Here is a 23,834-nt window from a genome sequence, read left to right as displayed (position 1 = left end):
CCCGGCAAAAAGGGACCGCCCCCGACGCACGGACGACGTCGGGGGCGGTCGGGTCCGGGCGCACCCCTGCGTGTGGCCCGGACGGCTAGGTGGTCAGGCGCGCGCCCAGAGCGCTGGGACGTTCGGCGGCTCCCAACCGACCTGAGCGGTGTGGCCCTGCAGGGCCCGGTACGAAACGCCGTCGTAGGTCACCGTCGCGCCCGCGGCGTAGGTGGTACCGGCCGCCCAGGTTCCGCCGGGCGGGTTGTTCGACGTCGTGGTGGTCGGCGTCGTGCTCGACGGCGGGTTCGAGCCCGAGGTCACCAGGCGGAGGCTGTAGACGCTCAGGATCTCCGAGATCGGCTGGAAGTAGAACGTGCCGCCCGAGCTGCAGTTGCCGGAGCCACCGGAGGTGACGCCCTGTGCCTGGTCGCCCGCGAGCCACGAGCCGCCGGAGTCACCCGGCTCGGCGCAAGCGTTGGTCCGCGTGAGGCCGGAAACGGTGCCCTGCGGGTAGTTCACCGAAGCGTTCTTCTGCTGGATCGTGCCGCAGTGCCAGCCCGTCGTGGAACCGGAGCGGCAGACCGACGCGCCGATCGCGGCCTCCTGCGAACCCGCCACCGGGACGGTGCCCGGGTACCGGTTCACCAGTCCGCGCGGGGTGTTGCCCGCGTCCACCCGGACCCACGCGTAGTCGTTGCCGGGGAAGCTGGAGCCCGCGACGGTCCCGCTCGGGTTCGACGTGCGTGTGCCGGTGGTGCCACAGTGGCCCGCGGTGACGAAGCCGCCCTCGACCGAGAAGCCGATCGAGCACCGGCCCGAGCCGAAGGTGTAGGCGTTGCCGCCGATGACGTCGATCAGCGGCACCGGGCTTTCGGTGCTGGTCTCGACCCGCACCGCGTCGGCACGCACGCCGGAAGCGGTCGCCCACGACTTCGCGGCGGCTTCGCCACCGGCGTTGGCCAGGACGACGATCGAGTTGGTGGTGGCGTCGACGTACCAGCCGGGCACGGTCTTCGGCGCGCTGGTTCCCTTGGCGTCCAACGACAACTTCGCCGCGTCGAGCTGCGCGGCGCTCCGGGTGACCGTCTTCGGGGTCGCGCCGGCCGCACGGACGACGCCTTCCAGGGCCGCGTCGGTGACCGCGACGGTCAGCGTGGTCCCGGACGCGTCCAGCCACGATCCGGCGTAGGACGGGCCGAGCCGGGTCTTGAGGTCGCCGTCGGCGCGGGCCGCCTTCTGCTCGCCGGCGAGACGGGTCTTCGCCTGATCCGGGCTGATCTTCAGGTCGCGCGCCAGTGCGGCGACGATCTCCGACTGGACCTGGTCGGCCGCCGAAGCGGTCTGGCCGGCGCTGGCGCTCGGCGTCAGCGCGACGGCCGTGACCAGGCCCGCGCCGGTAAGGGCCGCCGCGGCGGCCGCTACGATCTTTCGGTTCATTTCAGGCGTTTCCTCACCGCGTTCCGGAAGAAGATCTCGTCCCAGACCGTACGAGGCACCTGCTACAAATGGTACATACCATTTAGGTCATATCCACCAAGTGGACTGGACCTTTCGACTGCTTCCGCGCTGGTCAGCCCACTCCCGCGTCCGTGTAGTCGACGCCATAACCCGGATTCAACTCCAGGTACTTCGAGTAGGTCGGCCGCCGGTCGATCAGCTCGCCGTACACCGCGCGCGACAGCGCGATCATCTCCGCGGCGAAGGGCCCCATCTCCCCGCGCTCCGACCAGCCGACGAGATTCCGCCAGCTCAGCGGATTCCCCGCGATCGGGACCGCGACGATCCCCGGGATCTCGTGGAACAGCGGCTGGCACAACACCACCGCGTGTCCCGACTCGACCATCTCGATACAGGTCAGCACATCGGTCTCGTACAACGAACGCGGCGTGAATCCCGATCTCGCGCACGCGGACGCGAAACAGTCGCCGAAGCATCCGTCGCCCGGCGTCGCGCACCAGCGTTCGTCCGCGAGGGCGCCGAGTTCGACCTCGTTCTGCTGCGCGCGCTCGTCCCGCGCGGACATCAGCACGAACACCGGATGATGCGCGAGCGTCCGCCAGCGAAGACCGGGCTCCGGCGGCGGGCCCGCGTCACCGCAGACGCCGACGAAGGCAAAGTCCAGCGCGCCCTCGGCGGTCATGTCCGCCAGTTTGTTGGCCGACCACGACGTATGCGTGGCGACGTGGATGTCGGGATGGGTGGTGCCGAGGCGTTGCAGGAGTGCCCCCAGCATCGGCCCCGTCGCCGAGCCGAGCCGCAGGGTCACCGGCTCGCCGGTGCCCGCGTGCTGGGCGAGACGTGCCGCTTCGTCGTGCAGCGACGACACGGCGGGGAGCACCATCTTGGCCCGGTCGAGGACGAGGAGACCGAGCGCGGTCGGCCTCGTGCCGGTGTGATCGCGGAGGAACAGCTTCCCGCCGAGGGTCCGTTCGATGCGCTTCAGTTGTGCTGTCAGTGCAGGCTGGGCCATTCCGAGCGTATTCGCCGCCTTGGTGATACTCCCGAGTTCGGCGATCGCGCACATGATGCGCAGGTGGCGCAGTTCCAGCTCCATCCCTCTACGTTAGTAGACATAACTGGACTGGACCAGACAAACGGTTGAGCCAAATGGCTTCGTATCGCTTGGTTCGCGGTATGCCATCGATGTCAGCAATCCCGGACATGCCGGGGCGTCCGGCCGATACTGTCTCCACGCAACCGACGACGAGGGGGTTCAGTGGCGGACGAGCGTGGACGGATCCGGCGATCGCTGGCGCGGGTGATCACCGACGACAACCTGGATCTCTACGTACTGGGCACCGTCGCCTTGGCGTTCACCGTCCTGGGCGCGACCGGGATCTCGGACGTCAAAACGCTTTCCTCCGTGGTGACGGCGCTGCTGGCCCTGCTCGCCTTCTCCCAGATCCGCTCGCGGCGGCTGACCGAACAGGTCCGGGATTCGAATCGCGGCGGCCCCGCGGCACTCTTCGAACCGGAGTTCCCGGCGGATCTCATCTCCCGGCGAGCGGCGGCCTTCGACATCCTTCTCATCGGCCATTCGATGACCAGGACCGTGCAGGGCATGCGCAGCGATATCCGGTCGATCCTCGACTCGGGCGGACGGATCCGGGTACTGGTCCTGGATCCGACCGACGAAGCGATCGTGGAAGTCGCCGATCGCCGGATTTCCCAAAGCCTCGGACAAGGACGGCTGCGGCAGCGGATCCTCGCGACCCTGGACGAACTGACGTCCTTGAAGAGCAGGACGAGCGGGAGGCTGGAGATCAGGGTGTCGTCGCGGATCTCCTCCGCGGGCTTCAACTGTCTCGACGTCTCCACCAAACGGGGGCTGATCTGCGTTCAGCACTACGAATACCGGCCGACCGGTGAAGCCTCGCCGGTGTTCACAGTGGAACCGAAGGACGCGCCCTGGTACCGGCACTTCGCCGACGAGGCGGAACGGCTGTGGGAGGACGGCACTCCCTGGCCGGACGATCCCGAGTGGGCTGAAGGCTCCCTTCACCGCATCTGATGCGGTGAAGGGAGCCTTCAGCCCACGGTCCTCTTGGACTTCCGGTTCAGGAACGCCGAAGCCCCCACACCGTGCGCGGCGACGCTCGCCAGCACGGTCACCGACATGACGCTCAGCGCGACGTCGGCCGCTTCCCCGTCGAGCGAGTTGAACGCCAGCAGCCCGAACACGATCGACGCCGCGCCGCGCGGGGCCAGCAGGCCGATGGTCATCCGGTCCCGCCACCTGAAGTCCGTCCGCAGCAAGGTGAGCAGCACCGGGATCAGCCGGGCGACGGTCAGCGCGACGACACTGACGAGCACGATGCCCCACGTCAGGCCGAACGACAGCACCAGCACCGCGGTGCTGCCGAAGACGAACCACATCAGCAGCCCGCACAGCGAACTGACGTCCTCGGCGAGCCCGAGTTCCTCTTCACCGGGGTGCCGGGCGGTCTTGTAGGCGATCCCGCAGATGAACGCGGCGACGAACCCGTTGCCGCCGATCGCGACGGCGGCGGTGTAGGTCAGCAGCGGCAGGGCGACGGCCGCGACCCGCGCGGAATGCCGGGTCGACCAGCCGTGTTTGGCCGTCACGTTCATCGCCACCGCGGCCACCGCCCCGATGACGGAGCCCGCCAGCACGGCCAGCAACGCCGCCGGGATCGCGGCCTGCAGCGCCTCACCCGGCGTGTTCGCCTGGTGATGACTCCCCGCGAGGGTCAGCGCGAAGATGAAGACCGGCGCGACGACGCCGTCGTTGTATCCGCTCTCGACGTTCAGCAGATGCCGCACGCGTTCGGGCACCCGCACGTCGTGCACCACCGACGTCGCCGGCGCGAAATCCGTCGGGGCGATGATGCAGGCGATCAGCAGGACCGCCGCCCAGCCGAGGCCCGGCAGCGTCAGCAGGCCGACACCCATGACGATCAGGATCGTCAGCGGCAACGCGACCAGCAGCAGCCGCACCGCCGTTTTCGCGTCGTGGCCGAGGTAACCGCCCTTCACCGCGGTGGCGTCCACGAACAGCAGCAGCGCCAGGATCAGTTCCGCCGCGTTGAGCGCGATCTCGGTGTTGAGCCCGTTGCCGAGATCGTTGCGCGTGGTGAACCCGATCGCCAGCCCGGCCGCGACCATCGCCATCGGCGCGGTGATCTGCCAGCGCTCCAGCCGTGCCGCGGTCATCGTCCAAGCCAGCACGACGACCGCGCCGACGAGCACGCTCTGGATCATCTACCCCGCCCCTCGTTCCCGGTGGACTCCCCTGCCACCGGGAACGAGCATAGAGGCCGGGCGGAGCGCGGCGGTCCACAAAGGAACGTCGATCACACCACCGCGCCGTTGTCGTCCCGCTGCCGTGTCGGATTCGCCTTCCGGGCGGGACGTCCGGCCCCGGGCCACCGCTTGTCGAGCAGGATCGCGACGGGACCCGCGGTGGCCACTGTGGACACCGTGCCGGCGACGAGACCGAGCAGGAGCGCGAGGGCGAAGTCGGCCAGCGAACCGTCCCCGAGGACCAGCAGCGCCCCGAGGACGAACAGCACCCCGATGCCGGTGTTGATCGTCCGTGGCAACGTCTGCAGTACCGCCGTGCCGACGACGCGCGGGAACGGTTCCTTGCGGCGTTGTCCCCGCACCTCCCGCACCCGGTCGAAGACCACCACCGAGTCGTTGACCGAATAACCGATCACCGTCAGCAGCGCGGCGAGGAAGACGCCGTCCATCGACTTGCCCAGCCAGGCGAAGATCCCGAGGATGATCAGGACGTCCTGGGCGAGCGCGGCGACCGTGGCCAGGCCGAGCCGCCAATCGAACCGCACCGCCAGGTAGATCAGCTGCGCCAGCACCGCGAGGCCGAGCGCGATCACCGCCTTGGTGCGCAGTTCGGCGCCGAGACTCGGGCCGATCTTCTCGTCGCGGATCTCGGTGGCGTCGCCCGCGACCCCGGCGACGGCGGTCCGGATCCGTTCGGTGGCGTCCTCGTCGATCGGCTCGGTGCGGACCGAGATGTCCTTCTCACCGGACATCTGCACGACGGCGCGGGGGAATCCGGCGTCGGAGACCGCGTCCCGGACCCGCTCGACGTCGGCGGGCGCCGAAGTGCTGTATTCGACGACCCGGCCGCCGGTGAATTCGACACCGAGGTTCGGCCCGGCCACGAACAGGCCCGCGATCGCGGCGATCACGACCGCGCCCGCCACCATCAGCCAGCGTTTCGGTTTCCCGAGGAATTCGGGATCGCGGCGGTTCACCCACTGCCGGACCCGGCCCTCGTGGGTCAGCCCGGACAGCCGCGGTTTGCGCGCGACCACGCCCCGCATCGTGAGGTGCAGCAGCAAACGCGTGAGCACCAGCGAGATGAACAACGCGACGACGACGCCGATCGACAGCGTCACCCCGAAGCCTCGCACCGGACCGGACGCCAGCCAGAACAGCAGGCCCGCGGCGAGCAGGGTGGTCACGTTCGAATCGACGATCGCCGACAACGCGCCGCTGAACCCGCGGCTGACCGAGCGTGGCAGCGAGCCACCCCGTTTGACGGAATGTTCCTCTCTCGCCCGTTCGAAGACGAGCACGGTGGCATCGACGGCCATGCCGATGGCCAGCACGAATCCGGCGAGCCCGGGCAGGGTCAGCGTCGCGCCGACGGCGAGCAGCGCGGCATAGGACACGGCCGCGTACGCGACCAGCGCGCCCACGGCGATCAGCCCGGCCAGCCGGTACACCGCGAGCAGGAACAGCGCGGTCAGCGCCAGCCCGATCACGGCGGCGCGGGCACTGGCGTCGATGGCGGCGGCGCCGAGGGTGGGCCCGACGGTGCGCTGCTCGATGATCTCGACCGGTGTCGGCAGCGCGCCGGCGTTGATCAGCAAGGCCAGATCCTTGGCCTCGGCGGGCGAGAACCGCCCGGTGATCTGCGTGCTCCCGCCGACGATCCCGACCCCGCAAGCCACCTGCGGGCTCACCTGCGGCGACGAGATCACCTTGTCGTCGAGCGCGATCGCCACCCGGCGGGCGGGATCGCCTGGCGGCGAGCACGCGGCCTGCCCGGTCAGGCGCTCCCAGGCACGGCCGGAATCCCCTTTGAAGTCAACCGAAACGAGCCAGCCGCCGCCTTGCGAATCGATCGACGAGAGCGCCTCGTCGACGCCTTCGCCGGTCAGCGCGGCGGGTCCCAGGGTGATCGGCTGCCCGCTCTCGTCGTTGAGCACACGGGAGTCCGCGGCGCCAGTGGCGAGGACGGGATGGAAGGACAGCTGCGCGGTGCGGCCGATCACTTCGACGGCCTCGCGCGGATCCCGGACGCCGGGTAGTTCGACGATGATCCGGTTGTCTCCCGAGCGGGCCAGCATCGGCTCGGCGACGCCCAGTGCGTCGACGCGGCGGCGCAGCACCTCGAGCGTCCGGTCGGTGGTCTCCGCGTCGGCGGTGACGGTGGGCGAATCCTTGGTCTCCAGCACGATCTGCGTGCCACCACGCAGATCGAGCCCCAGTCTCGGGGCGGTGGTCAGCAACAGGTACACGGTCGCGGCGAGAACGACCAGCGAGACGACGGCTCGCCCGGTCATGCCTCGCCGCGCGGTTTCGCGCGGCACGAAGTTCTCCTTGGTGATTTCCCGGTTCGGGCGCGCGAACACGCGCCCGTGAGCGTCAGACGGCTACCGGGAAAGGAGGAGCGCGATCACCCAGCGCGAGGCGGTTCGCCGTGCGCGAGGCGGGAGCTGCTTCGTCGTGGAGCTCGCTGAGGCGGAGCAGCGTCGTGGACGCCGGTCCGTGCGGGACGGTGCCGAAGAGAGGCAGATCACCGTGACCGTGCACACCCAGGAGCGCGGGTTCGGCGGCGAGCCTGCCCGCGGCGCGCACCGGCGCGACGGCCTTGGAGACCGAGGATTCGACCGTCGCGTTCGCCCCGCGCGACTCGTCCGCCGAAGCGGAACCGCCCGAGTGGAGCGCGAAGAACAGGCCGAGCGCGGTCAGCACGGCGGCGAGCAGCACAAGTACGGCCTGCTTGGCCGTCCTTCGGCTCGCCACCATCATCGACACACTCCCAGGGTTCTCGACGACACCCTACTGGGATCCGGCCGCCCGCCACAGGCGCGTGATCCCGGCGCGGACGCGGTCCTCCCCCAGTTCCGGCAGCAACGCGGTCAGATGTTCGGCCGCCAGCGGGGCCAGCAGGGCGTGCGCGGCGTGCTCGGGGTCGGGGGTGCCGTCGAGCAGGATCGCGACGTGCCGGTGCCAGAACCGGTACGCCCCGATGCGGTAGCGCGCGCCCGGCGCGGCGGTCTCCGACATCCGCACCAGCGGCAGATGTTCGAGCACGTAGTCGACGTACGCGTCGGCGAAGGCCACGAGCCGGTCGGCCGACGGAGCACCCGGGCCCAGCGGGGGCGGCCCGTGCAGGATTCCTTCCTGGAGCAGGCGTTCCCGCGCGTCCAGCAGCGCGACGGCCAGCCCGGCCTTGTCACCGAAGCGGCGGAAGAGCGTTCCCTTGCCCACCCCCGCGGCCGCCGCCACCTGATCCATCGACACCGCTTCCACCCCGTGTTCAGCGAACAGCGACGCCGCCGCGTCCAGGATCGCGGCCCGGTTGCGGGCGGCATCGGCGCGCTCCTTGGGCGGCGGCGTGCGCAGAAGATCCAACGAGGTTGCAAAAGCGGACTGCGGTCCGTTATGGTCGTGAGGCACATGCGGACTATAGTCCGATTAACTGGAGGTAGCGACATGACCGCACTCATCACCCGTGACGAGCTGAAGGCCGCGATCGACGCGAAGACCGTGACGGTGGTCGACGCACTGGGTGGCGAGTACTACGCCAAGCAGCATCTGCCCGGCGCCGTTCCCCTCGTCCTCGCCGACGTCGACGCGCACGCCGCGACCGTGCTGCCCGATCGCGGCGCCGCCATCGTCACCTACTGCTCGAACCCCGCCTGCCCCAACAGCGGCCAGGTCGCCGACCGGCTCACCGCGCTGGGCTACACCGACGTCCGCAAGTACCGGGAAGGCATCGAGGACTGGGCCGGCGCTGGCCTGCCCCTCGAGTCTCAGGTCTGAGCGGGGACGCGCTCCCGCAGGATCGGGACCCCCTCGCCGTCGAGTTCGGCGAGGTAGGCCGTCCGTCCGGTCATGGCCATGATCAGGGCCAGTGTCGTGCCCGAGACGAGCGGCCCGGACCCGGCGGCGAAGGGGCCATCGGTGGCTTGCAACCGCAGCCCGCCGATGCGCCCCTTCGCCGTCACCACCAGGTCCGAGCCCCCGTAGTACCCCGCCAGTTCGGTGAGGACGGGGATCGGGTAGTCGCGGCGAAGGCCGAGCGGGCGGCGGATGTCCTCGGCGTGCACGATCGCCTCACCCAGCATCGCGATCTTCGGCAACGGCGGTTTCGTCGTGCTGGTGACCACGCCGCGGAAGCGCTCCAGAGTCTCGGCGCCGTCGGCGCCCATCTGCTCGGCGAGCCGCATGGCGACCTGCTTGTCGAAGTCCCATCGGCAGCGGATCACCCCGATCATCCACCTCAACGGTGTGAGGCTCGCCCCTGAAGTGACATGCGCGAGCACCTCGCGCACCGTCAGCCCGGTACACAGCGACGGCGTCTCCCACTGCTCCTCCGTGAGCTCCGCGAGGTCGTCCGCCAGCGCCGCCCGCTCGGCGTGGACCAGCGGCCAGAGCTCGGTCTTCGTTCCCGTATCCGTCATCCGGAACCCTCCAGTCGTCGTTCGTCGAAGGTGAGACTCCCGGCGCGCCCCGGAATCATCGGTACGTTGGAGACGATTTTCCCGAGTGGACGAAAGAAGAGGACTGATGATCCAGCGGTGGAACCCGGAGACCGTCGCGGCGCCGATCGGCCCGTACAGCCATCTGGTCCGCGTGCCCGCCGATCACGAACTCGTGGTCGTGTCCGGTCAGATCGGTGTGCTGCCCGACGGCGAACTCGCCGGGCCCGACGCCGAGTCCCAGACCCGCGCGTTGCTCGTCAACCTCGAGCGGCTGCTCGAAGCCGCGGGTGCCGGACCTGAGCACCTGGTCAAGGTGTTCAGCATGCTGTCCGGCACCGAACACCTCGCCGGGTTCCGCACGGCGTTGCGCGAGACCTTCACCCGCTGGTACCCCGAAGCGGACTGGCCCGCCCAGTCGCTGATCGTCGTGGCGGCACTGGCCCGTCCCGAGCTCGTCGTCGAGGTGGAAGCCCTGATCGCGGTACCGCGCGCCGTTTAGCAGTGGCTCGGCCCGGTCCGTGAAGGCCTCCTTGAGGGACTCTGGGTCCCTCAAGGAGGCCTTCACGGACCTCGACCTAGGACTCCCGGCGCCTCCGTCCGGCGAGGAGCAGCAGCGCGCCGATGGCCAGCATCCCGAACGCCAGCACCGTCATCGTCTTCACCGGTGAGCCGGTCACGGCGAGACCGGGCGGACGCGGGGTGGTCGGCGGCTGCGGGTTCGGCTTCTCCGGCGGCGGCGGGTTCGGCGGTGTCGGCGGCACCGGGGTGTCCGTGCCGCAGTCAGGGTTCGCCGAGCCCGGCGGGCAGTTGCCGCCGGGTGTGTCCGACGTGACGACGTTGCGGAGGCGGTGGTCACCGGTCGCCGGCTTCCGCACGGTGACCGCGTAGGTGACGGTGGCCTTCTCCCCCGGCTTCAGCTCGCCCTTCCAGGTGAGCTTCGGCGCGGAGTAGGTGACCGTTCCCATGCTCGCCTTCGCGGTGCCGTCGAAGGTCGCGTCGTCCAGCACCTGGCTCAGGTCGTCGGTGAACGTCGCGTCGTCCACCACGGCCTGCCCGGTGTTCTCCACCGTCACGGTGTACGTGACGACCTCGCCCGGCTTCGCCTCCGTCTTGTCGACCGTCTTCTTGATCTTCAAGCTGGACAGCGGTGTCGTCGTGCCGCACTTCGGATCCTTGCTGCCCGGCGGGCAGTTGCCGCCCGGGGTGTCGGATGTGATCACGTTGGTGAGCTTGCCGTCGCCGTCGGCCTTGGTGACCTTGACGCTGTACGTGACCGTCGCCGTCTGCCCGATCTCCAGATCGCCGGTCCAGGTCAGCTTCGGCTCCTCGTAGGTCACCGAACCGATCGTCGCCGCGCCGTCCTTCTGGAACACGACGTCGTCGAGGACCTCGGTGAGGTCGTCGGTGAACGTCGCACCGGTCAGCTTCGTCTTGCCCGTGTTACGCACGGTCACCGTGTACTTCACGACGTCGCCCGGATTCGCCGTGGCCTTGTCCGCCTTCTTCTCCAGCGAGATCCCGGGCACCGGGGTGACGGTCGAACACGCCGGATCGTCGGACTGCGGCGGGCACGTGCCCGGCGTGTTGGTGCTGACGGTGTTCCGCAGTTCGTGATCGCCCGCCACCGGGTTCTTCACCTTCACCGAGTACTTCAGCGTGGTCGTCGCTCCGACCGGCAGATCCCCCACCCACACCAGGTTCGGCGCAGCGAAGGAGAACGTGCCGGCGACCGGCGCCGCCGTGGCGTCGTCGGAGTAGTCGGCGTCGTCGAGCACCTCGGACAGGTCGTCCGTGACCCGTGCGGCGTCCTCGCCGACCAGGGGGACCTTGCCGGTGTTGGTGACGGTCACGGTGTAGGTGACGACGTCGCCCGGGTTCGCGGTCTGCTTGTCCGAGGTCTTCTTGACCGTCAGCTCGCGCGACGGCACGTCCGCGACACAGTTCGGGTCGGTCGAATCCGGCGGGCAGTTGTTGCCCGGCGTGTCCGAGGTGACCACATTGGACAGTTTCTTGTCACCGGGGTTCGGGTTCTTGATCTTGACCGTGTAGGTGATGACCGACGCCTGCCCGATGCCCAGCGAACCGGTCCACGTCAGCTTCGGCGCCGCATAGGTGACGCCACCGATCGTCGCCGCACCGTCGTTCTGGTAGTCGGCGTCGTCCAGGACCTCGGTCATGTCGTCGGTGAAGGTGGCGTCGATCTGTTCGGTCTGCCCGGTGTTGGTGACGGTGATCGTGTACTTCACCGTGTCGCCGGGGTCGACCGACTTCTTGTCGGCGGTCTTCTTGATGAGCAGCCCGGAGACCGGCGTCGTCGTGCCGCAGTCCGGATCGGTCGAACCCGGCGGGCAGTTCCCGCCCGGAGTCTCCGAAGTGACCACATTGGACAGTTTCTTGTCTCCGTCGCCCGGGTTCTTCACCTGGACCGAGTACGTCACCGTGGCCGTCGCGCCGATTTCGAGGTCACCGGTCCACGTCAGCTTCGGCGCCGCGTACGTGACACCACCGATCGTCGCCGCACCATCGTTCCAGTAGACGGCGTCGTCGAGAACCTGGGTCAGATCGTCGGTGAACATGGCACCGGAGATCTTCGTCTGGCCGGTGTTCCGCACCGTGACCGTGTACTTCACGACGTCACCGGGATTCGCGGACTGCTTGTCGACCGCCTTCTTGATCTCCAGGCCCGAAACCGGGGTCTCCGTGCCACAGTCCGGATCGGTCGAACCCGGCGGGCAGTTCCCGCCCGGGGTCTCCGACGTCACGACGTTCTTGAGCCGATTGTCGCCGGTGTTCGGGTTCTTCACCTTGACGGTGTAGGTCACCGTGGAGGTCTCGCCGACGCCGAGATCACCGGTCCAGGTCAGCTTCGGCGCCGCGTAAGTGACGCCGCCGATGGTCGCCGCACCATCGTTCTGGTAGTCGGCATCGTCGAGAACCTGCGTGAGATCGTCGGTGAACGTCGCACCGGAGATCTTCGTCTGGCCGGTGTTCGTGACGGTCACCGTGTACTTCACGACATCGCCCGGATTCGCGGCCTTCTTGTCGACCGACTTCTCGATCTTCAAGCCGGAAACCGGTGTCGTGGTGCCACACTTCGGATCCGTGGACCCCGGCGGACAGTTGCCGCCCGGCGTCTCCGAGGTGACCGTGTTGATGAGCTTCTTGTCGCCTGGGGCGGGATTCTTGACCTTCACCGAGTACGTCACCGTCGACGTGGCGCCGATCTCCAGATCTCCGGTCCAGGTCAGCTTCGGTGCCGCATACGTGACGCCGCCGATCGTCGCCGCACCGTCGTTCTGGTAATCGGCGTCATCGAGAACCTGCGTCAGATCATCAGTGAACGTCGCGCCCGAAATCTTGGTCTTACCGGTGTTCCGCACCGTCACGGTGTACTTCACGACATCGCCCGGATTCGCCGACTGCTTGTCCACGGACTTCTCGATCTTCAGACCGGAAACCGGTGTCGTGGTGCCACACTTCGGATCCGTGGACCCCGGCGGGCAGTTCCCGCCCGGCGTCTCCGACGAGACCGCGTTCTTCAGCAGGTTGTCGCCCGGGTTGGGATTCTTCACCTTGACCGAGTAGGTCACCGTCGAGGTGGCACCGATTTCCAGATCGCCGGTCCAGGTCAGCTTCGGTGCCGCATACGTGACGCCGCCGATCGTCGCCGCACCGTCATTCTGGTAATCGGCGTCATCGAGAACCTGCGTCAGATCATCGGTGAACGTCGCACCAGAGATCTTGGTCTGCCCGGTGTTCCGCACCGTCACGGTGTATTTCACGATATCGCCCGGATTCGCCGACTGCTTGTCGACCGACTTCTCGATCGTCAGCCCCGACACCGGCGTGGTGGTCCCGCACTTCGGATCGGTGGAGCCCGGCGGGCAGTTACCACCCGGGGTCTCCGAAGTGACCACATTGGACAGTTTCTTGTCACCGAGGTTCGGGTTCTTGACCTTCACCGTGTACGTGACCGTCGACGTGGCGCCGACCTCCAGATCCCCGGTCCAGGTCAGCTTCGGCGCCGCATACGTGACACCACCGATCGTCGCCGCACCATCGTTTTGATAGTCCGCGTCGTCCAGCACCTGCGTGAGATCGTCGGTGAACGTCGCACCGGAAATCTTCGTCTGGCCTGTGTTCCGCACCGTCACCGTGTACTTCACGACATCGCCCGGATTCGCCGACTGCTTGTCGACCGACTTCTCGATCAGCAACCCCGAAACCGGCGTCGTCGTACCGCACTTCGGATCCGTCGAACCCGGCGGACAGTTACCACCCGGCGTCTCCGACGACACCGCGTTCTTCAGCACGTCATCGCCCGGGTTGGGATTCTTCACCTTGACCGTGTACGTCACCGTGGACGTTTCGCCAACGCCGAGATCGCCGGTCCACGTCAGCTTCGGCGCCGCATAGGTCACACCACCGATCGTCGCCGCACCGTCATTCTGGTAATCCGCGTCATCGAGCACCTGCGTCAGATCATCGGTGAACGTCGCACCAGAGATCTTGGTCTGCCCCGTGTTCCGCACGGTGACCGTGTACTTCACCACGTCACCCGGATTCGCGGACTGCTTGTCGACCGACTTCTCGATCAACAGCCCCGAAACCGGCGTCGTCGTACCGCACTTCGGATCCGTCGAACCCGGCGGACAGTTACCACCCGGCGTCTCCGACGTCACCACGTTCTTGAGCCGGTTGTCACCGGTGTTCGGGTTCTTCACCTTGACCGAGTAGGTGAACTCCGCGCTCTGCCCCGCGGCGAGCGTGCCGGTCCAGGTCAGCTTCGGTTCCGCATAGGACACCGAGCCGGGCGACGCGGTGGCGTCGTTCTGATAGACCGCGTCGTCCAGCACCCCGGTCAGATCGTCCACGACCTTGAGATCCGCCGCGGTCACCTTGCCGGTGTTGGCGACGACGACCTTGTAGCGCACGGTGTCGCCGGGGGCGGCGGACTCCTTGTCCGCGGTCTTCGTCACCGTGTACGACGGCGACGGCACCTTGGTCTTCGCGCACGCGGCCGCGGGATCGTCCGGGCAGCGGTTGTCCGGCGGGACGACCGGCGGCGGTCCGGTCGGGACGTTCGCGCGGTTCACCAGTTCCTTGCCGATGGCGGCTTCCTCGACCTTCACGCGCACGGTCAGCGTGGCGGTCTCCCCGACCGCGAGACCATTCACGGCCCAGTCGATCGGCCCGGTCCCGGACGCGGTGCCCTTCGAGGGAGTGGACGACACGTAGGTCGTCCCCGGCGGCAGCGTGTCGCGCACCGTGAGCGCGGGCACGGGGATCACGCCGGTGTTCCGCAGCGTCACCTGGTAGGTCAGGGTGTCGCCGGGGATCGCCTCGGCGAGGTCGACCGTCTTCGTCAGCTGGTACCCGGGCGACGCGACCGTGTTCCGCACGGTGTTCGACGTGCGTTCCTGCGGCCGTCCGGTGTCCTCGCCGCGGAAGGTGAGCTTGCCGGTGTTGTCGAGTTTGGTGCCGTCCGGCACGTCGAGCCCGACCTTGACCTTGAAGGCGACCTTCTGCGACTGCCCCGGCCTCAGATTCCGGAGATTGCACGTGACCACCTGCCCGGCGGCCGAACAGTCCGGATTGGACCCGGCCACGAACGTGACGCCGTCGGGCAGGGTGTCGGTGAGCACGACGTTCGTCGCGGTGTCGAGGTCGGTGGTGGAGCCGTCGGCGTGCCGGTTGGCGACGTCGAAGGTGTAGGTGACCTCGCCGCCCTTGGTGACATAACCAGGTGGATTGTCGTCGGTGTTGCCGACCGGGTCGTTGGCCTTGGTGATCTGCAGATCCGGTTCGAGGGCGTCGGTGACGAGCCAGATCGTCTGCGGGTACAGCGCGTCGCCGACGGTGCCGATCTTGACCTGGAGCGCGGTGGTCCCCGCGGGGACCTTGCCGGTGATGTCGATGCTGCGGGCGTCGTACCCGACGTTGTTCACCGGATTGGGATTCCGCGACGTGATGTTCGTGCCCGAACCGGTGGCCGTGACCCGGTCGATGCGGCTGCTGAAGGCGTTGTTGGTCGCCACGCCGCCGGGCGCGGGCATCGCGATCGTCTGCAGGCTGGAGGCGTCCGGGCCGACCTGGAGGTAGTCGCCGGTGATGGGCGCGTCGCCGTCACCCGCGACGATGCCGAGTTCGACGTTGGGCTGACGCGAGGTCGGGGCCTTGATACCGCTCAGCGCGATGGTCGCCGAACTCGGCGTGCTGCCGCCCGCGACCACCTGCATCCCGTCCCAGACCTGCAGGTACCGCAGCGGCTCGCTGGGCAGTTCGTAGGCGACCACCAGCGACCAGCCACCCCAGCAGCCGAGGTTCGTCCGGCTGATCGACTGGCCCTGGCAGGCCTGGATGTCGGCGACCGTGTACTCCCCGGTGCCGGCGTTCGTGACGAGGGACGTGACGTCGGCCGCGCCGCCGTAGGCGTACAGCGTCGGGGACCCGCCCGTGGTGGTCGCGGGGAACCAGTCGTAGGTTTCGGCGGTGATCCGCTGATACGCGCCGGAGCCCGGGGTCTTGATGGAGACCTGGTTGCCCCGGCTGCCGTCACCGGAGGTCCCGCTGCTGGCGACCGGGTTGAACTGCCAGTACAGCCGGGCGTTGAGCACCTTCGCGCCGGCGGGCACGTTCAGATTCGCCGCGGACGCGGTGTTGCCGGGCGCGGCCGGGTCGGTCTTGATCCACGACACCGGGCTCGCGTTGCTCGCGGACTCGTTGCAGACGACGCCGACACCGCACTGCACGACGGAGTTGGCCGCCATCGTGATGCCGCCGTGCGCCAGCCCGGAATACACCGGCTCCGGCCCGATCGGCCGCTCGGTACCCGCCCCGCGCGGCTGGACCTGTGCGTTCGCGGGCAGCGGGGCGCCCATCAGCAGGGCCACGACGACCACCGTGAGCAGTGCTACGCCCCGGCGCCACCGATTTTGCCCACGCCGTTCCGCCATGCCGCCTCCGCCTCACCCCTCGCTCCCGTCGGCCCAGGTCAGGACGGCGGGGACAGCGAGCCCAAGTGATGGTCATCCTGGGTCGGCAAGATCGTCGTCGGCAAGCGGGAGCAGCGGTGTCTCCTGGATAAAACCCATTGAGTGGCCCCGAAACCCCCGGACGGGTGATGAAACACCGTCCACAACGGACAAAGGCGAGGGTGGCGTTTCGGCGTGAAATCCGGCATCGTCGAACGCGTGATCGAAATTCCTTATCGTGGCTCCGGCCCCTACTGCTATACCCATTCCCTCGCGATGCTGCTCGGCGCGGAAGCTCCCGGCCCCGACGTGCTCGAAACCGTGACCGGCAGCCCCTTCGGCATGCAGTTGGTCGGCGGAACGCAGCCGTTTTTCGACGCCTTCGGCTGGGATCCCGATCTCGGCATCGGCGAGGCGCTCGACGCCCTCGGCTGGAGCGCGGAAACGACGAGCGAACCGGATCCGGACGTAGCGTTCGCCCGGCTCGTCGAAAGCCTTTCCGACGGACCGGTCCTGATCGGCCCGGTCGAAATGGGGCACCTGCGCCATCAGCCGGGAATGACCGGCCCGATCGGCGCCGACCATTTCCTGGTCGCGCTCGCCGCGGACGACGAGTCCGTCACCGCCCACGACCCGCAGGGATATCCGTACGCGCGGATCCCGCGGGCGGATTTCGCCGCCGCCTGGCTCGCCGAAACCGTCGCCTACGGCAAACCGCACACGATGCGGACGCGTTTCGTACGGCACACCGTCGTCTCGGAGGAAGCCGCGATCGTCGCGGCCCTCCCCCGCGCGATCAGGCGGCTCAGCGGTGAAACGGACACCGGGCTCCCACCCGGCACGGTGGGCAACGGCGACGCCGCCCTCGCGCTCGCCGCCCGGATCGAAGGAGGACCCGACCCGGAACTGCGTGGGCTGCTCGTCCATTTCGTGGTGCGCCTCGGCGCCCGGCGGACGAACGACGCCGCGACCTGCCTGCACCGGGTCGGCCACGAAGCCGCGGCCGCCGTCCTCACCACCCAGGCGCGGCTGATCGGCTCCCTGCAGTACGACCTCGTCGTCGAGGACGACGCACGGGCCGCCGCGACCCTCCGGACGCTCGCCCCGACCTACGAAGACCTGCGTCGGGCGCTCACGTCAGCCTGAGGATCTCGCGGACGAAGACGACCTTGAGCAGGCCCAGCCGCGCGAGCGCGGCACCCGGCGATCCGCTTCGAACACGACCGTCGGCCCGGTGAAGCCCTCGCCTTGGCGTGGGTCATCCCGCGGTGATCCTCCAGCCGGTGGCGTCGAGCTGCCGCCGCCAGAACTCGGCGAAACGTCCTTGCGCCGCAAGGAGTTCTTCGACCGTGCCGGATTCCGCGATCCGGCCGTCCTCGAGGAAGAGCACCCGGTCGGCGTGCCGGATCCCGGCGATCCGATGGGTGACGATCACCCGCGTCCTCGGCACGGGATCGGCGCTGAGCGAGCGGACCACGGCGTCCTCGTTCTCGGTGTCCAGCGCGCTGGTCGCCTCGTCGACGAGCAGCACGGGCGCGGGTTTGAGCAACGCGCGGGCGATGGACACCCGCTGCCGCTCGCCGCCGGAGAGAGCGGTGCCCGCCTCGCCGACGGCCGTGTGTTCCAGCAGCTCGTCGACCCTGGCGAGCCCGACGACCTCGGCGACCCGCTCGTCGCTCGCCGTGGGATCCCCGGCGAGCACGTTGTCCCGCACCGATCCCTCGAAGAGATACGGCTGCTGGAAGACGAAGGTGACGAGGTCCCGGCGGAATTCCGCGACATCCGTGCCGTCGGCGAGCACGCGACCGCTCGTGGGCCGGTGCAGACCCGCGAGCAGCGCGAGCACGGTGCTCTTGCCCGAGCCGGACGGCCCGACGATCGCGGTCGTCGTCCCCGGTTCCAGGGTGACGTCGAAGTCCTCCAGCACGTTCTCGGTGTCCGGCGAGTAGCGGAAACCGACCTTCTCGAACCGGATCTGCGGTGCATCGGCCGGTGCGGTGGATTCCCCCGCCGGGGCCACGGGCGCGGTGAGGACGGTGCGGATGCGGCCGAGCGTGGTGGTGGCGGTCTCGATACCGGGTGCGAGATCCCCGAGCGCGGTGAACGGTTCGAGGTACCGGGCGATCACGACGATCAGCGCGACGGCCTCGGGCACGCTCAGCTCGCCTCGTGTGGCGAGCAGGACGGTCGTCCCCGCGAGCAGGACCAGCGCCAGTTGACCGGCGACGCCGAAGAGCACCTGCCCCGGGATCTGCAGGCGGAGCAACCGGACGGTCGCGCCGTGGTGCGCGGTGAGCGCGGCGCCGGCGTGACTGCGCGCGGGTTCGACGCGGCGGGCGGCCCGCAACGTCTGCTGGGTGCGGGAGAACTCGACGATCCGTTCGGTCAGCGTGGTGTTCGCCTCCGCCGTCGCCCGGTCGGCGCGGCGGATGATCCGGCCGGTCGCCCACAGCGCGCCCAGCAGGACCGGGACCCCGGCCAGCGCGGCGACACCGAGCGGCCAGGAGATCGGCAGGAGGGCCAGCGCGATCGCGATCGGCAGGAGGACCGCGCCGATGAGCGGGGTGAGCAGGTAGCCGACCAGGCCGACGAGGTCGGGGCCGGTGGCGGCGATGGCCTGCCTGGCGGTCTGGATGTGTTCACCGTCCAACCAGGACAGCCGGACGTCCGTCAGCCGCTCGGCGACGTCGTGCTGGGCGTGGTCCAGCACCCCGAAGCCGAGCTCGAAGCCGAGCCGCCCCACGACGGCGTCGATCGCCCAGCCCGCCGCGGTGACGGCCGCGAGCGCGGCGAGCCAGGACAGCGCGTCCGAAGGCTCCGCGCCGAACAAGGCACCCACCAACGGCACCAGCAGGACGACACCGGCGGCACGCAGGAGCACTGAAAGCACGGCCAGCACGACATAACGCCGGAAGGCCGAGCGTTTCGTCCCGGGGATCAGGCCCAGCAACGTGCGGATCACGCGGTCACCCCCGCACCGGCGCCGGCCCGCCACAGGCGGGCGTAGCGCCCATCCGAGGCGAGAAGTGCTTCGTGGGTACCGCTTTCCGCGATCCGCCCACGGTCGAGGACGACGATACGGTCGGCGCCGGTGATCGTGTGCAGGCGATGGGCGATGACCAGGACGGTGCGGCCCGCGGTGAGCCGGTCGAGTGCTTGCTGCACGAGATACTCCGACTCGGGATCGGCGAAAGCGGTCGCCTCGTCGAGGACGAGGACAGGGGCGTCGGCGAGGATCGCGCGGGCGATGGCCACCCGTTGGCGTTCTCCGCCGGACAGCTGGGAACCGGCGTCGAGGACGGTGTCGTATCCCTGGGGCAGCCGGAGGATCCGCTCGTGGATCTGCGCGTCCCGGGCCGCGGCGACGACCTGCTCTTCGGTGGCGTCCGGAACGGCGAGGGCGATGTTCTCCCGTACGGTCCCCTGGACGAGTTGCGGATCCTGGAGCACGAATCCGACGCGGCCGTAGAGTTCGTCGGCGGCGAACGCGCGGACGTCCCGGCCGCCGACCCGGATCGCTCCCTCGGTGACGTCGTGGAACCGCGCGACGAGGGCGGCGAGCGTCGACTTCCCCGCTCCCGACGGGCCGACCAGCGCGGTCACCGTGCCGGGACGCAAGGTCAGGGAAACGTTCTCCAGCACGGGAACGCCGGAGCGGTAGGCGAAGCCCACCCGGTCCAGTTCCACGGTGCCCGGCTCGACGCCGTCGCGGACTGCCAGCTCCACTGTGGACAGTTCCGGTTCGTCGAGCACGACCTGGATCCGGCGTGCGGCCAGCATTCCCTCGCGAACGCCGCCGAGCCCGTAACCGATGCCCAGCAGCCGCGCGCCGAAAGTGGTGCCCAGCACCAGGAACGGGATCAGCGTCATCGGCTCCATCCCGCCGCCCACCACCATCGGCGTGCCGATGCCGGTGATCAGGAGCAGGAAGGTGGCGGGCCGGGTGGCGAAGTCCAGCATGGTCTTCTTGCCGGTGAACGGGCGCTGCCAGTCGCCGAGGAAACCGAGGTACTCGTCGAGCCGCCGCCGGAACGACGAAGCCGCGGCGCCGCCGAACACGCGGATCACCGGCTGCCCTTCCAGATACGCGCCCGCCTCGCCCGCCATCCGCTCGGCCCAGCGCATCGCCTGGCCGGTCTTGGGTCCCGATTGGACGACCATGATCGACGTGGTGACGAGGTAGACGAGGATCGGGACGAGCAGGACGAGGGCGAGCCGCCAGTCCACCGCGAACAGGTACGCCAGCACGGCGACCGGCGCGACGACGGCCGCCACCGCGTCGGGAACGGCGTGCGTGACCAGGTAGTGGAGTGAGAGCGTGTCGCCCTGCACGAGTTTCGCGACCGTGCCCGAACCCCGCGCGGTGAACCAGCCCAGCGGCAAGCGCGCGAGTTTGCCCAGCAGGCGTTGACGCAGGTCGCGGGCGAACCGCGCGTCGGCCGCGTGCAGCCAGAGAACGACGGCGGACTCCAAGAGGGTGCCGACGCCGAGCAGGACCAGCGCCGAGACACCGAGCGCCCACAACGATTCGCCGCCCGTGAGCAGCCGCCGGACCAGTTCCACCAGCAGGACGAAGGGAGCGAGGCCGATCAGCGTCACGACGGCCTGCAGGATCCCGGCGAAGATCAGCGTCCGCCGCACCGGCGCGAGCAGCCGTCCGGCCGCCTGTGCCCGCCATGCCCCCTTCGGCGCCGCTGCGACGGGCTTCGGGACTTGGGCGGCCGGTTCTTCCTTCTCTCCGCGGAAAGCACCCATGGCCCGGCCGTAGTACCAATACGCGCGGCCGTGCACCTCGGACTTGGGGAAGCCGAACGCCTCACGCAAACGCGTCTTCAGGTGTTTGAACGAACCGGCTTCCGTCGCGATCCACGCCTGCCAGTCCGACCAGTCGCGCGTCTCGATCGCCGCGGCCAGCGACGTCGCGTCCAGGCGCGGCACCCAGTGCACGGTCAGCCGCGGGTGTCCGCCCAACGGAATCAGCCTGTCGGTCTCGTCGTGCTCTTCGAGGTACAGCTCGATCGGGAGGTCGGCCGGGATCACCTCGAGGATCGCGTTGATCGCCGGGATCGAGGCGGAGTCACCGATCAGCAGGTACCCGGCGGGAGGGTCAGCGGGGACCGAGAAGGACGAGGAACCCAGTGACATCACCGGAACCTTCGCGCCCGGGCACGCGTCACGCAGCCAACGCGACGCCGGACCGGCGGGCTCGTGCAGGACGACGTCGATCGCGAACGTGCCGGCTTCCGGGTCGGCCTCGGTGAGCGTGTACGCGCGCTGGAACTCCGTCGTGCCGCCTTCCGGATCCGGGAACCAGAACCGGAGCCAGGCCGCCGGCTCCACGACGACGTCCTCGAACAGCGTCGGCGAAACGAACCGCACCCGCACGAATTTCGGCGTGATCTCCTCTGTCTCGACGACGGTCGCTTCGTGGTCTCTGGCCCCGAAACCGCGCATCACCGCGCCCTGGAATCCGCGCGCCATCACAACCCCTCCCCCGTGGCGGCCAGATCGGCCACCATCTCGGCGACCGGCCTGCCCGGCGGGCAGGACCCGACCAGCCCGCGGATCGACGCGGTCAACAGCAGCCGCACGTATTCGGGCCGCGGCACCTGCGGCAACGCGGCGGACGGTTCGGCGAGCCGGTCGTCACGGGACAGTCGGTCGCGGACCGCCTCCCGCTCGCGGTCCAGCCCGTCGCCGTCGGCCTCCTCGGCGGCCGCGCTGTTCTCCTCGGACGCGGTCATCGCGATGGTCATCGACGCGACCGCGCCGCTGAGCACGATCGCCGCGCCGGGCTCGTAACCCCGGCGGACGAGGGCGTCGACCTCGATGTTCAGCAAGCGCTGACCGCCGTCTCCGCGCGGGAACAGCAGTTGCAGATAACCGGCGAGGCCCGGGTGCTCCAGCATGAAGGCCCGCATCTGCAGCGCGAAGGACAACAGGTGTCGTTCGAGGTCGTGTCGCGGATCGTCCCGGAGCCGCAGCTCGGCCAGGATGCTCTCGCCGACCAGCCGCTCCAGCCCCCACCGGCTCTCGACGTGGCGATAGAGGGCGGTCGCGGTCACCCCCAGCCGGACCGCGACCGCCTTGACGCTGAGCCCGCGCATCCCGAGCTCGCGACCGGCCCGCACGATGTCGTCCACCGCGACCATGGCCGGGCGGCCACCGATGTTCGGCATGTCGCCCCCTCCGGGAAAGTTATAGGGGGAAACTAAGGGTGGGCTTACCTGATGTCAAGGATGGCTTCACGTGGGGGGCAGTGGGCAGTGGGTGGTTCGGCGCGATGACTTTCCCGCGCTCGATGCGGTGTCGCCGAATTTCGGCGAGACCGGGTCTGCGTCGCCAAGGCCCCGAATGTGGCATTGGGGACACTCGACGGCCCCAATGCCACATTGGGCGCACTGAGCCGCGGCTTGCCCAGCCCGATGGGGATCCGTTATGCGCATCCGGTGCGGTGTCGCCGAATTTCGGCAAGATCAGGCCTGCGGGCCAGCGATCTACTCACGGCCCGGGTTCCCAATGTCGCATCAGAGACACTCAGCGACCCAAATGCGACATTGGGAACCCTCAAGCCGAGGTCGCTCAGCACAGCAAGGCGGCGACCGTCTTCCCACGTACGGCAAGGTCTCGCCGAATTTCGGCAAGAGCCCGAGCAGGGAACTCCAACCCACAGCAAGCGCTCAGCGCAACGAGGCGGCAGCGATCGCCTCACCCCGAACAGCCGCGTCCGACGGGGTGTCGCCGAATTTCGGCAAGATCAGGCCTGCGGGCCAGCGATCTACTCACGGCCCGGGTTCCCAATGTCGCATCAGAGACACTCAGCGACCCAAATGCGACATTGGAAACCCTAAAGCCGAGACCGCCGCGGGCGCACAGCACAGCAGGGCAGCGGCGATCACCTGCCACATCCAGCGCGACCTCGCCGAAATCCGGCAACAACAGGCCCGCGACCAGCGACCTACCCACAACCCGGGTCCCCAAAGTCGCATCAGAGACACTCAGCGACCCCAATTCCACATTGGGAACTCCGCGAGCCGAGGCCGCAAAGCCACCAAGCGCTCAGCGCAACAAGGCGGCAGCGATCCCCTTACCCCGAACAGCCGCATCCGGCGCGTTCTCGCGCACCGCGGTCACGATCGCACCATCCACGATCAAAACGAGCTGCGCGGCGAGTTCCCCCACCTCAGCCCGCCCCGCGTCGGCGAGCAGACCGGCCAGGTACTCGGTCAGCGCCGCCTTGTGCTCGGCCGCGACGGCGTGCACGGGGCTCGCCGGATCCGCCGTCTCCACCATGGTGTTGATGAAGGCGCAGCCGCGGAAGTCCTTGCGGGAGAAGCGTTCGAAGAGGGCGTCGAAAACCGCCAGGATCCGGTCCTCCGGAGCGAGACGGTAGCCGTCGACAGTGCTGGAGAGCCAGTGCCGCCAGGTGCGGTCCCGTTCCCGCAGCACCGCTTCGACCAGCGCGTCCTTGCTCGGGAAATGCCGATAGAGCGACGCCTTGCCGACGCCGGACTCCTCCAGGATGCGATCGATGCCGACCGCGCGGATGCCTCCGGCGTAGAACAGCTCTTCGGCCGTGCTCAGCAGCCGCTCGCGCGCTCGGGTTCCCACGGGCGAAACAGTACCACTCTGTACCGAATTGGTTGACCGCAGACGGTACAGATCTGTACCG

At 69.0% G+C, this 23,834-nt stretch carries 16 protein-coding genes; 4 read left to right on the top strand and 12 right to left on the bottom strand.

Annotated features, from left to right (window positions below; genetic code table 11):
* Positions 1-93 precede the first annotated feature (93 nt).
* Positions 94-1,419 (bottom strand): alpha-lytic protease prodomain-containing protein, encoded by a 1,326-nt coding sequence (locus AJAP_RS14915; RefSeq protein ID WP_038511876.1) that lies wholly within the window; start codon positions 1,417-1,419, stop codon positions 94-96.
* A 133-nt stretch (positions 1,420-1,552) separates the two neighbouring features.
* Positions 1,553-2,536: a LysR family transcriptional regulator gene (locus AJAP_RS14910; RefSeq protein ID WP_037339585.1), complete on the bottom strand. Its 984-nt coding sequence runs from the start codon at positions 2,534-2,536 to the stop codon at positions 1,553-1,555.
* A 162-nt stretch (positions 2,537-2,698) separates the two neighbouring features.
* Between AJAP_RS14910 and AJAP_RS14905 the strand changes: the two genes are divergently transcribed.
* Positions 2,699-3,493 carry a DUF5919 domain-containing protein gene (locus AJAP_RS14905; RefSeq protein WP_051972450.1) on the top strand — a complete coding sequence of 265 codons (795 nt, stop codon included), beginning with the start codon at positions 2,699-2,701 and terminating at the stop codon, positions 3,491-3,493.
* A 17-nt stretch (positions 3,494-3,510) separates the two neighbouring features.
* Here AJAP_RS14905 and AJAP_RS14900 read toward each other — a convergent pair whose 3' ends face one another.
* The 4 genes from AJAP_RS14900 to AJAP_RS14885 all read right to left on the bottom strand — a co-directional run bounded on the left by AJAP_RS14900 (position 3,511) and on the right by AJAP_RS14885 (position 8,115).
* Positions 3,511-4,704, bottom strand: a complete 1,194-nt coding sequence (locus AJAP_RS14900; protein ID WP_038511873.1) for a cation:proton antiporter — start codon at positions 4,702-4,704, stop codon at positions 3,511-3,513.
* A 92-nt stretch (positions 4,705-4,796) separates the two neighbouring features.
* On the bottom strand, positions 4,797-7,067 hold the full coding sequence (gene secD / locus AJAP_RS14895; RefSeq protein ID WP_051972802.1) for a protein translocase subunit SecD: 2,271 nt from the start codon (positions 7,065-7,067) through the stop codon (positions 4,797-4,799).
* Between the two features lie 55 nt (positions 7,068-7,122).
* Complete coding sequence (locus AJAP_RS14890; protein WP_051972801.1) at positions 7,123-7,509, bottom strand: hypothetical protein; 387 nt, start codon at positions 7,507-7,509, stop codon at positions 7,123-7,125.
* Positions 7,510-7,539: 30 nt separating this feature from the next.
* Positions 7,540-8,115 carry a TetR/AcrR family transcriptional regulator gene (locus AJAP_RS14885; RefSeq protein WP_038511870.1) on the bottom strand — a complete coding sequence of 192 codons (576 nt, stop codon included), beginning with the start codon at positions 8,113-8,115 and terminating at the stop codon, positions 7,540-7,542.
* 81 nt (positions 8,116-8,196) lie between these two features.
* On the opposite strand from AJAP_RS14885, the gene AJAP_RS14880 reads away from it, so the two are divergent.
* The gene (locus AJAP_RS14880; RefSeq protein WP_016335231.1) at positions 8,197-8,526 is read left to right on the top strand and encodes a rhodanese-like domain-containing protein; all 330 of its coding nucleotides are present in this window, start codon (positions 8,197-8,199) and stop codon (positions 8,524-8,526) included.
* Here the strand turns inward: AJAP_RS14880 and AJAP_RS14875 are convergent.
* Positions 8,517-9,167 carry a maleylpyruvate isomerase family mycothiol-dependent enzyme gene (locus AJAP_RS14875; protein ID WP_038511865.1) on the bottom strand — a complete coding sequence of 217 codons (651 nt, stop codon included), beginning with the start codon at positions 9,165-9,167 and terminating at the stop codon, positions 8,517-8,519. The genes AJAP_RS14880 and AJAP_RS14875 overlap by 10 nt on opposite strands.
* Positions 9,168-9,273: 106 nt before the next feature.
* Here AJAP_RS14875 and AJAP_RS14870 point away from each other — a divergent pair, with 106 nt between their 5' ends.
* Positions 9,274-9,687 (top strand): RidA family protein, encoded by a 414-nt coding sequence (locus tag AJAP_RS14870; RefSeq protein WP_038511862.1) that lies wholly within the window; start codon positions 9,274-9,276, stop codon positions 9,685-9,687.
* Between the two features lie 76 nt (positions 9,688-9,763).
* Here AJAP_RS14870 and AJAP_RS14865 read toward each other — a convergent pair whose 3' ends face one another.
* Positions 9,764-16,144 carry a DUF7927 domain-containing protein gene (locus AJAP_RS14865; protein WP_038511859.1) on the bottom strand — a complete coding sequence of 2,127 codons (6,381 nt, stop codon included), beginning with the start codon at positions 16,142-16,144 and terminating at the stop codon, positions 9,764-9,766.
* 213 nt (positions 16,145-16,357) lie between these two features.
* Between AJAP_RS14865 and AJAP_RS14860 the strand changes: the two genes are divergently transcribed.
* Positions 16,358-17,308, top strand: coding sequence for a hypothetical protein (locus AJAP_RS14860; protein ID WP_228694944.1), 951 nt, complete (start codon positions 16,358-16,360; stop codon positions 17,306-17,308).
* Positions 17,309-17,420: 112 nt separating this feature from the next.
* Here the strand turns inward: AJAP_RS14860 and AJAP_RS14855 are convergent, their stop codons facing one another.
* The 4 genes from AJAP_RS14855 to AJAP_RS14840 all read right to left on the bottom strand — a co-directional run bounded on the left by AJAP_RS14855 (position 17,421) and on the right by AJAP_RS14840 (position 23,773).
* Positions 17,421-19,124, bottom strand: coding sequence for an ABC transporter ATP-binding protein (locus AJAP_RS14855; RefSeq protein ID WP_038511856.1), 1,704 nt, complete (start codon positions 19,122-19,124; stop codon positions 17,421-17,423).
* Positions 19,121-21,643 (bottom strand): ABC transporter ATP-binding protein/permease, encoded by a 2,523-nt coding sequence (locus AJAP_RS14850; protein ID WP_038511849.1) that lies wholly within the window; start codon positions 21,641-21,643, stop codon positions 19,121-19,123. Before AJAP_RS14850 ends, AJAP_RS14855 begins: the two co-directional genes overlap by 4 nt.
* Complete coding sequence (locus AJAP_RS14845) at positions 21,643-22,341, bottom strand: TetR/AcrR family transcriptional regulator (protein WP_038511846.1); 699 nt, start codon at positions 22,339-22,341, stop codon at positions 21,643-21,645. The genes AJAP_RS14850 and AJAP_RS14845 overlap by 1 nt, the downstream gene beginning before the upstream one ends.
* An 880-nt stretch (positions 22,342-23,221) precedes the next feature.
* Complete coding sequence (locus tag AJAP_RS14840; protein WP_038511843.1) at positions 23,222-23,773, bottom strand: TetR/AcrR family transcriptional regulator; 552 nt, start codon at positions 23,771-23,773, stop codon at positions 23,222-23,224.
* Positions 23,774-23,834 lie beyond the last annotated feature (61 nt).

The organism is Amycolatopsis japonica, from assembly GCF_000732925.1.
Taxonomy (GTDB): domain Bacteria; phylum Actinomycetota; class Actinomycetes; order Mycobacteriales; family Pseudonocardiaceae; genus Amycolatopsis; species Amycolatopsis japonica.
Note: the sequence above shows the minus strand (reverse complement) of the source record. Positions and strands in the feature narration are given on the sequence as shown.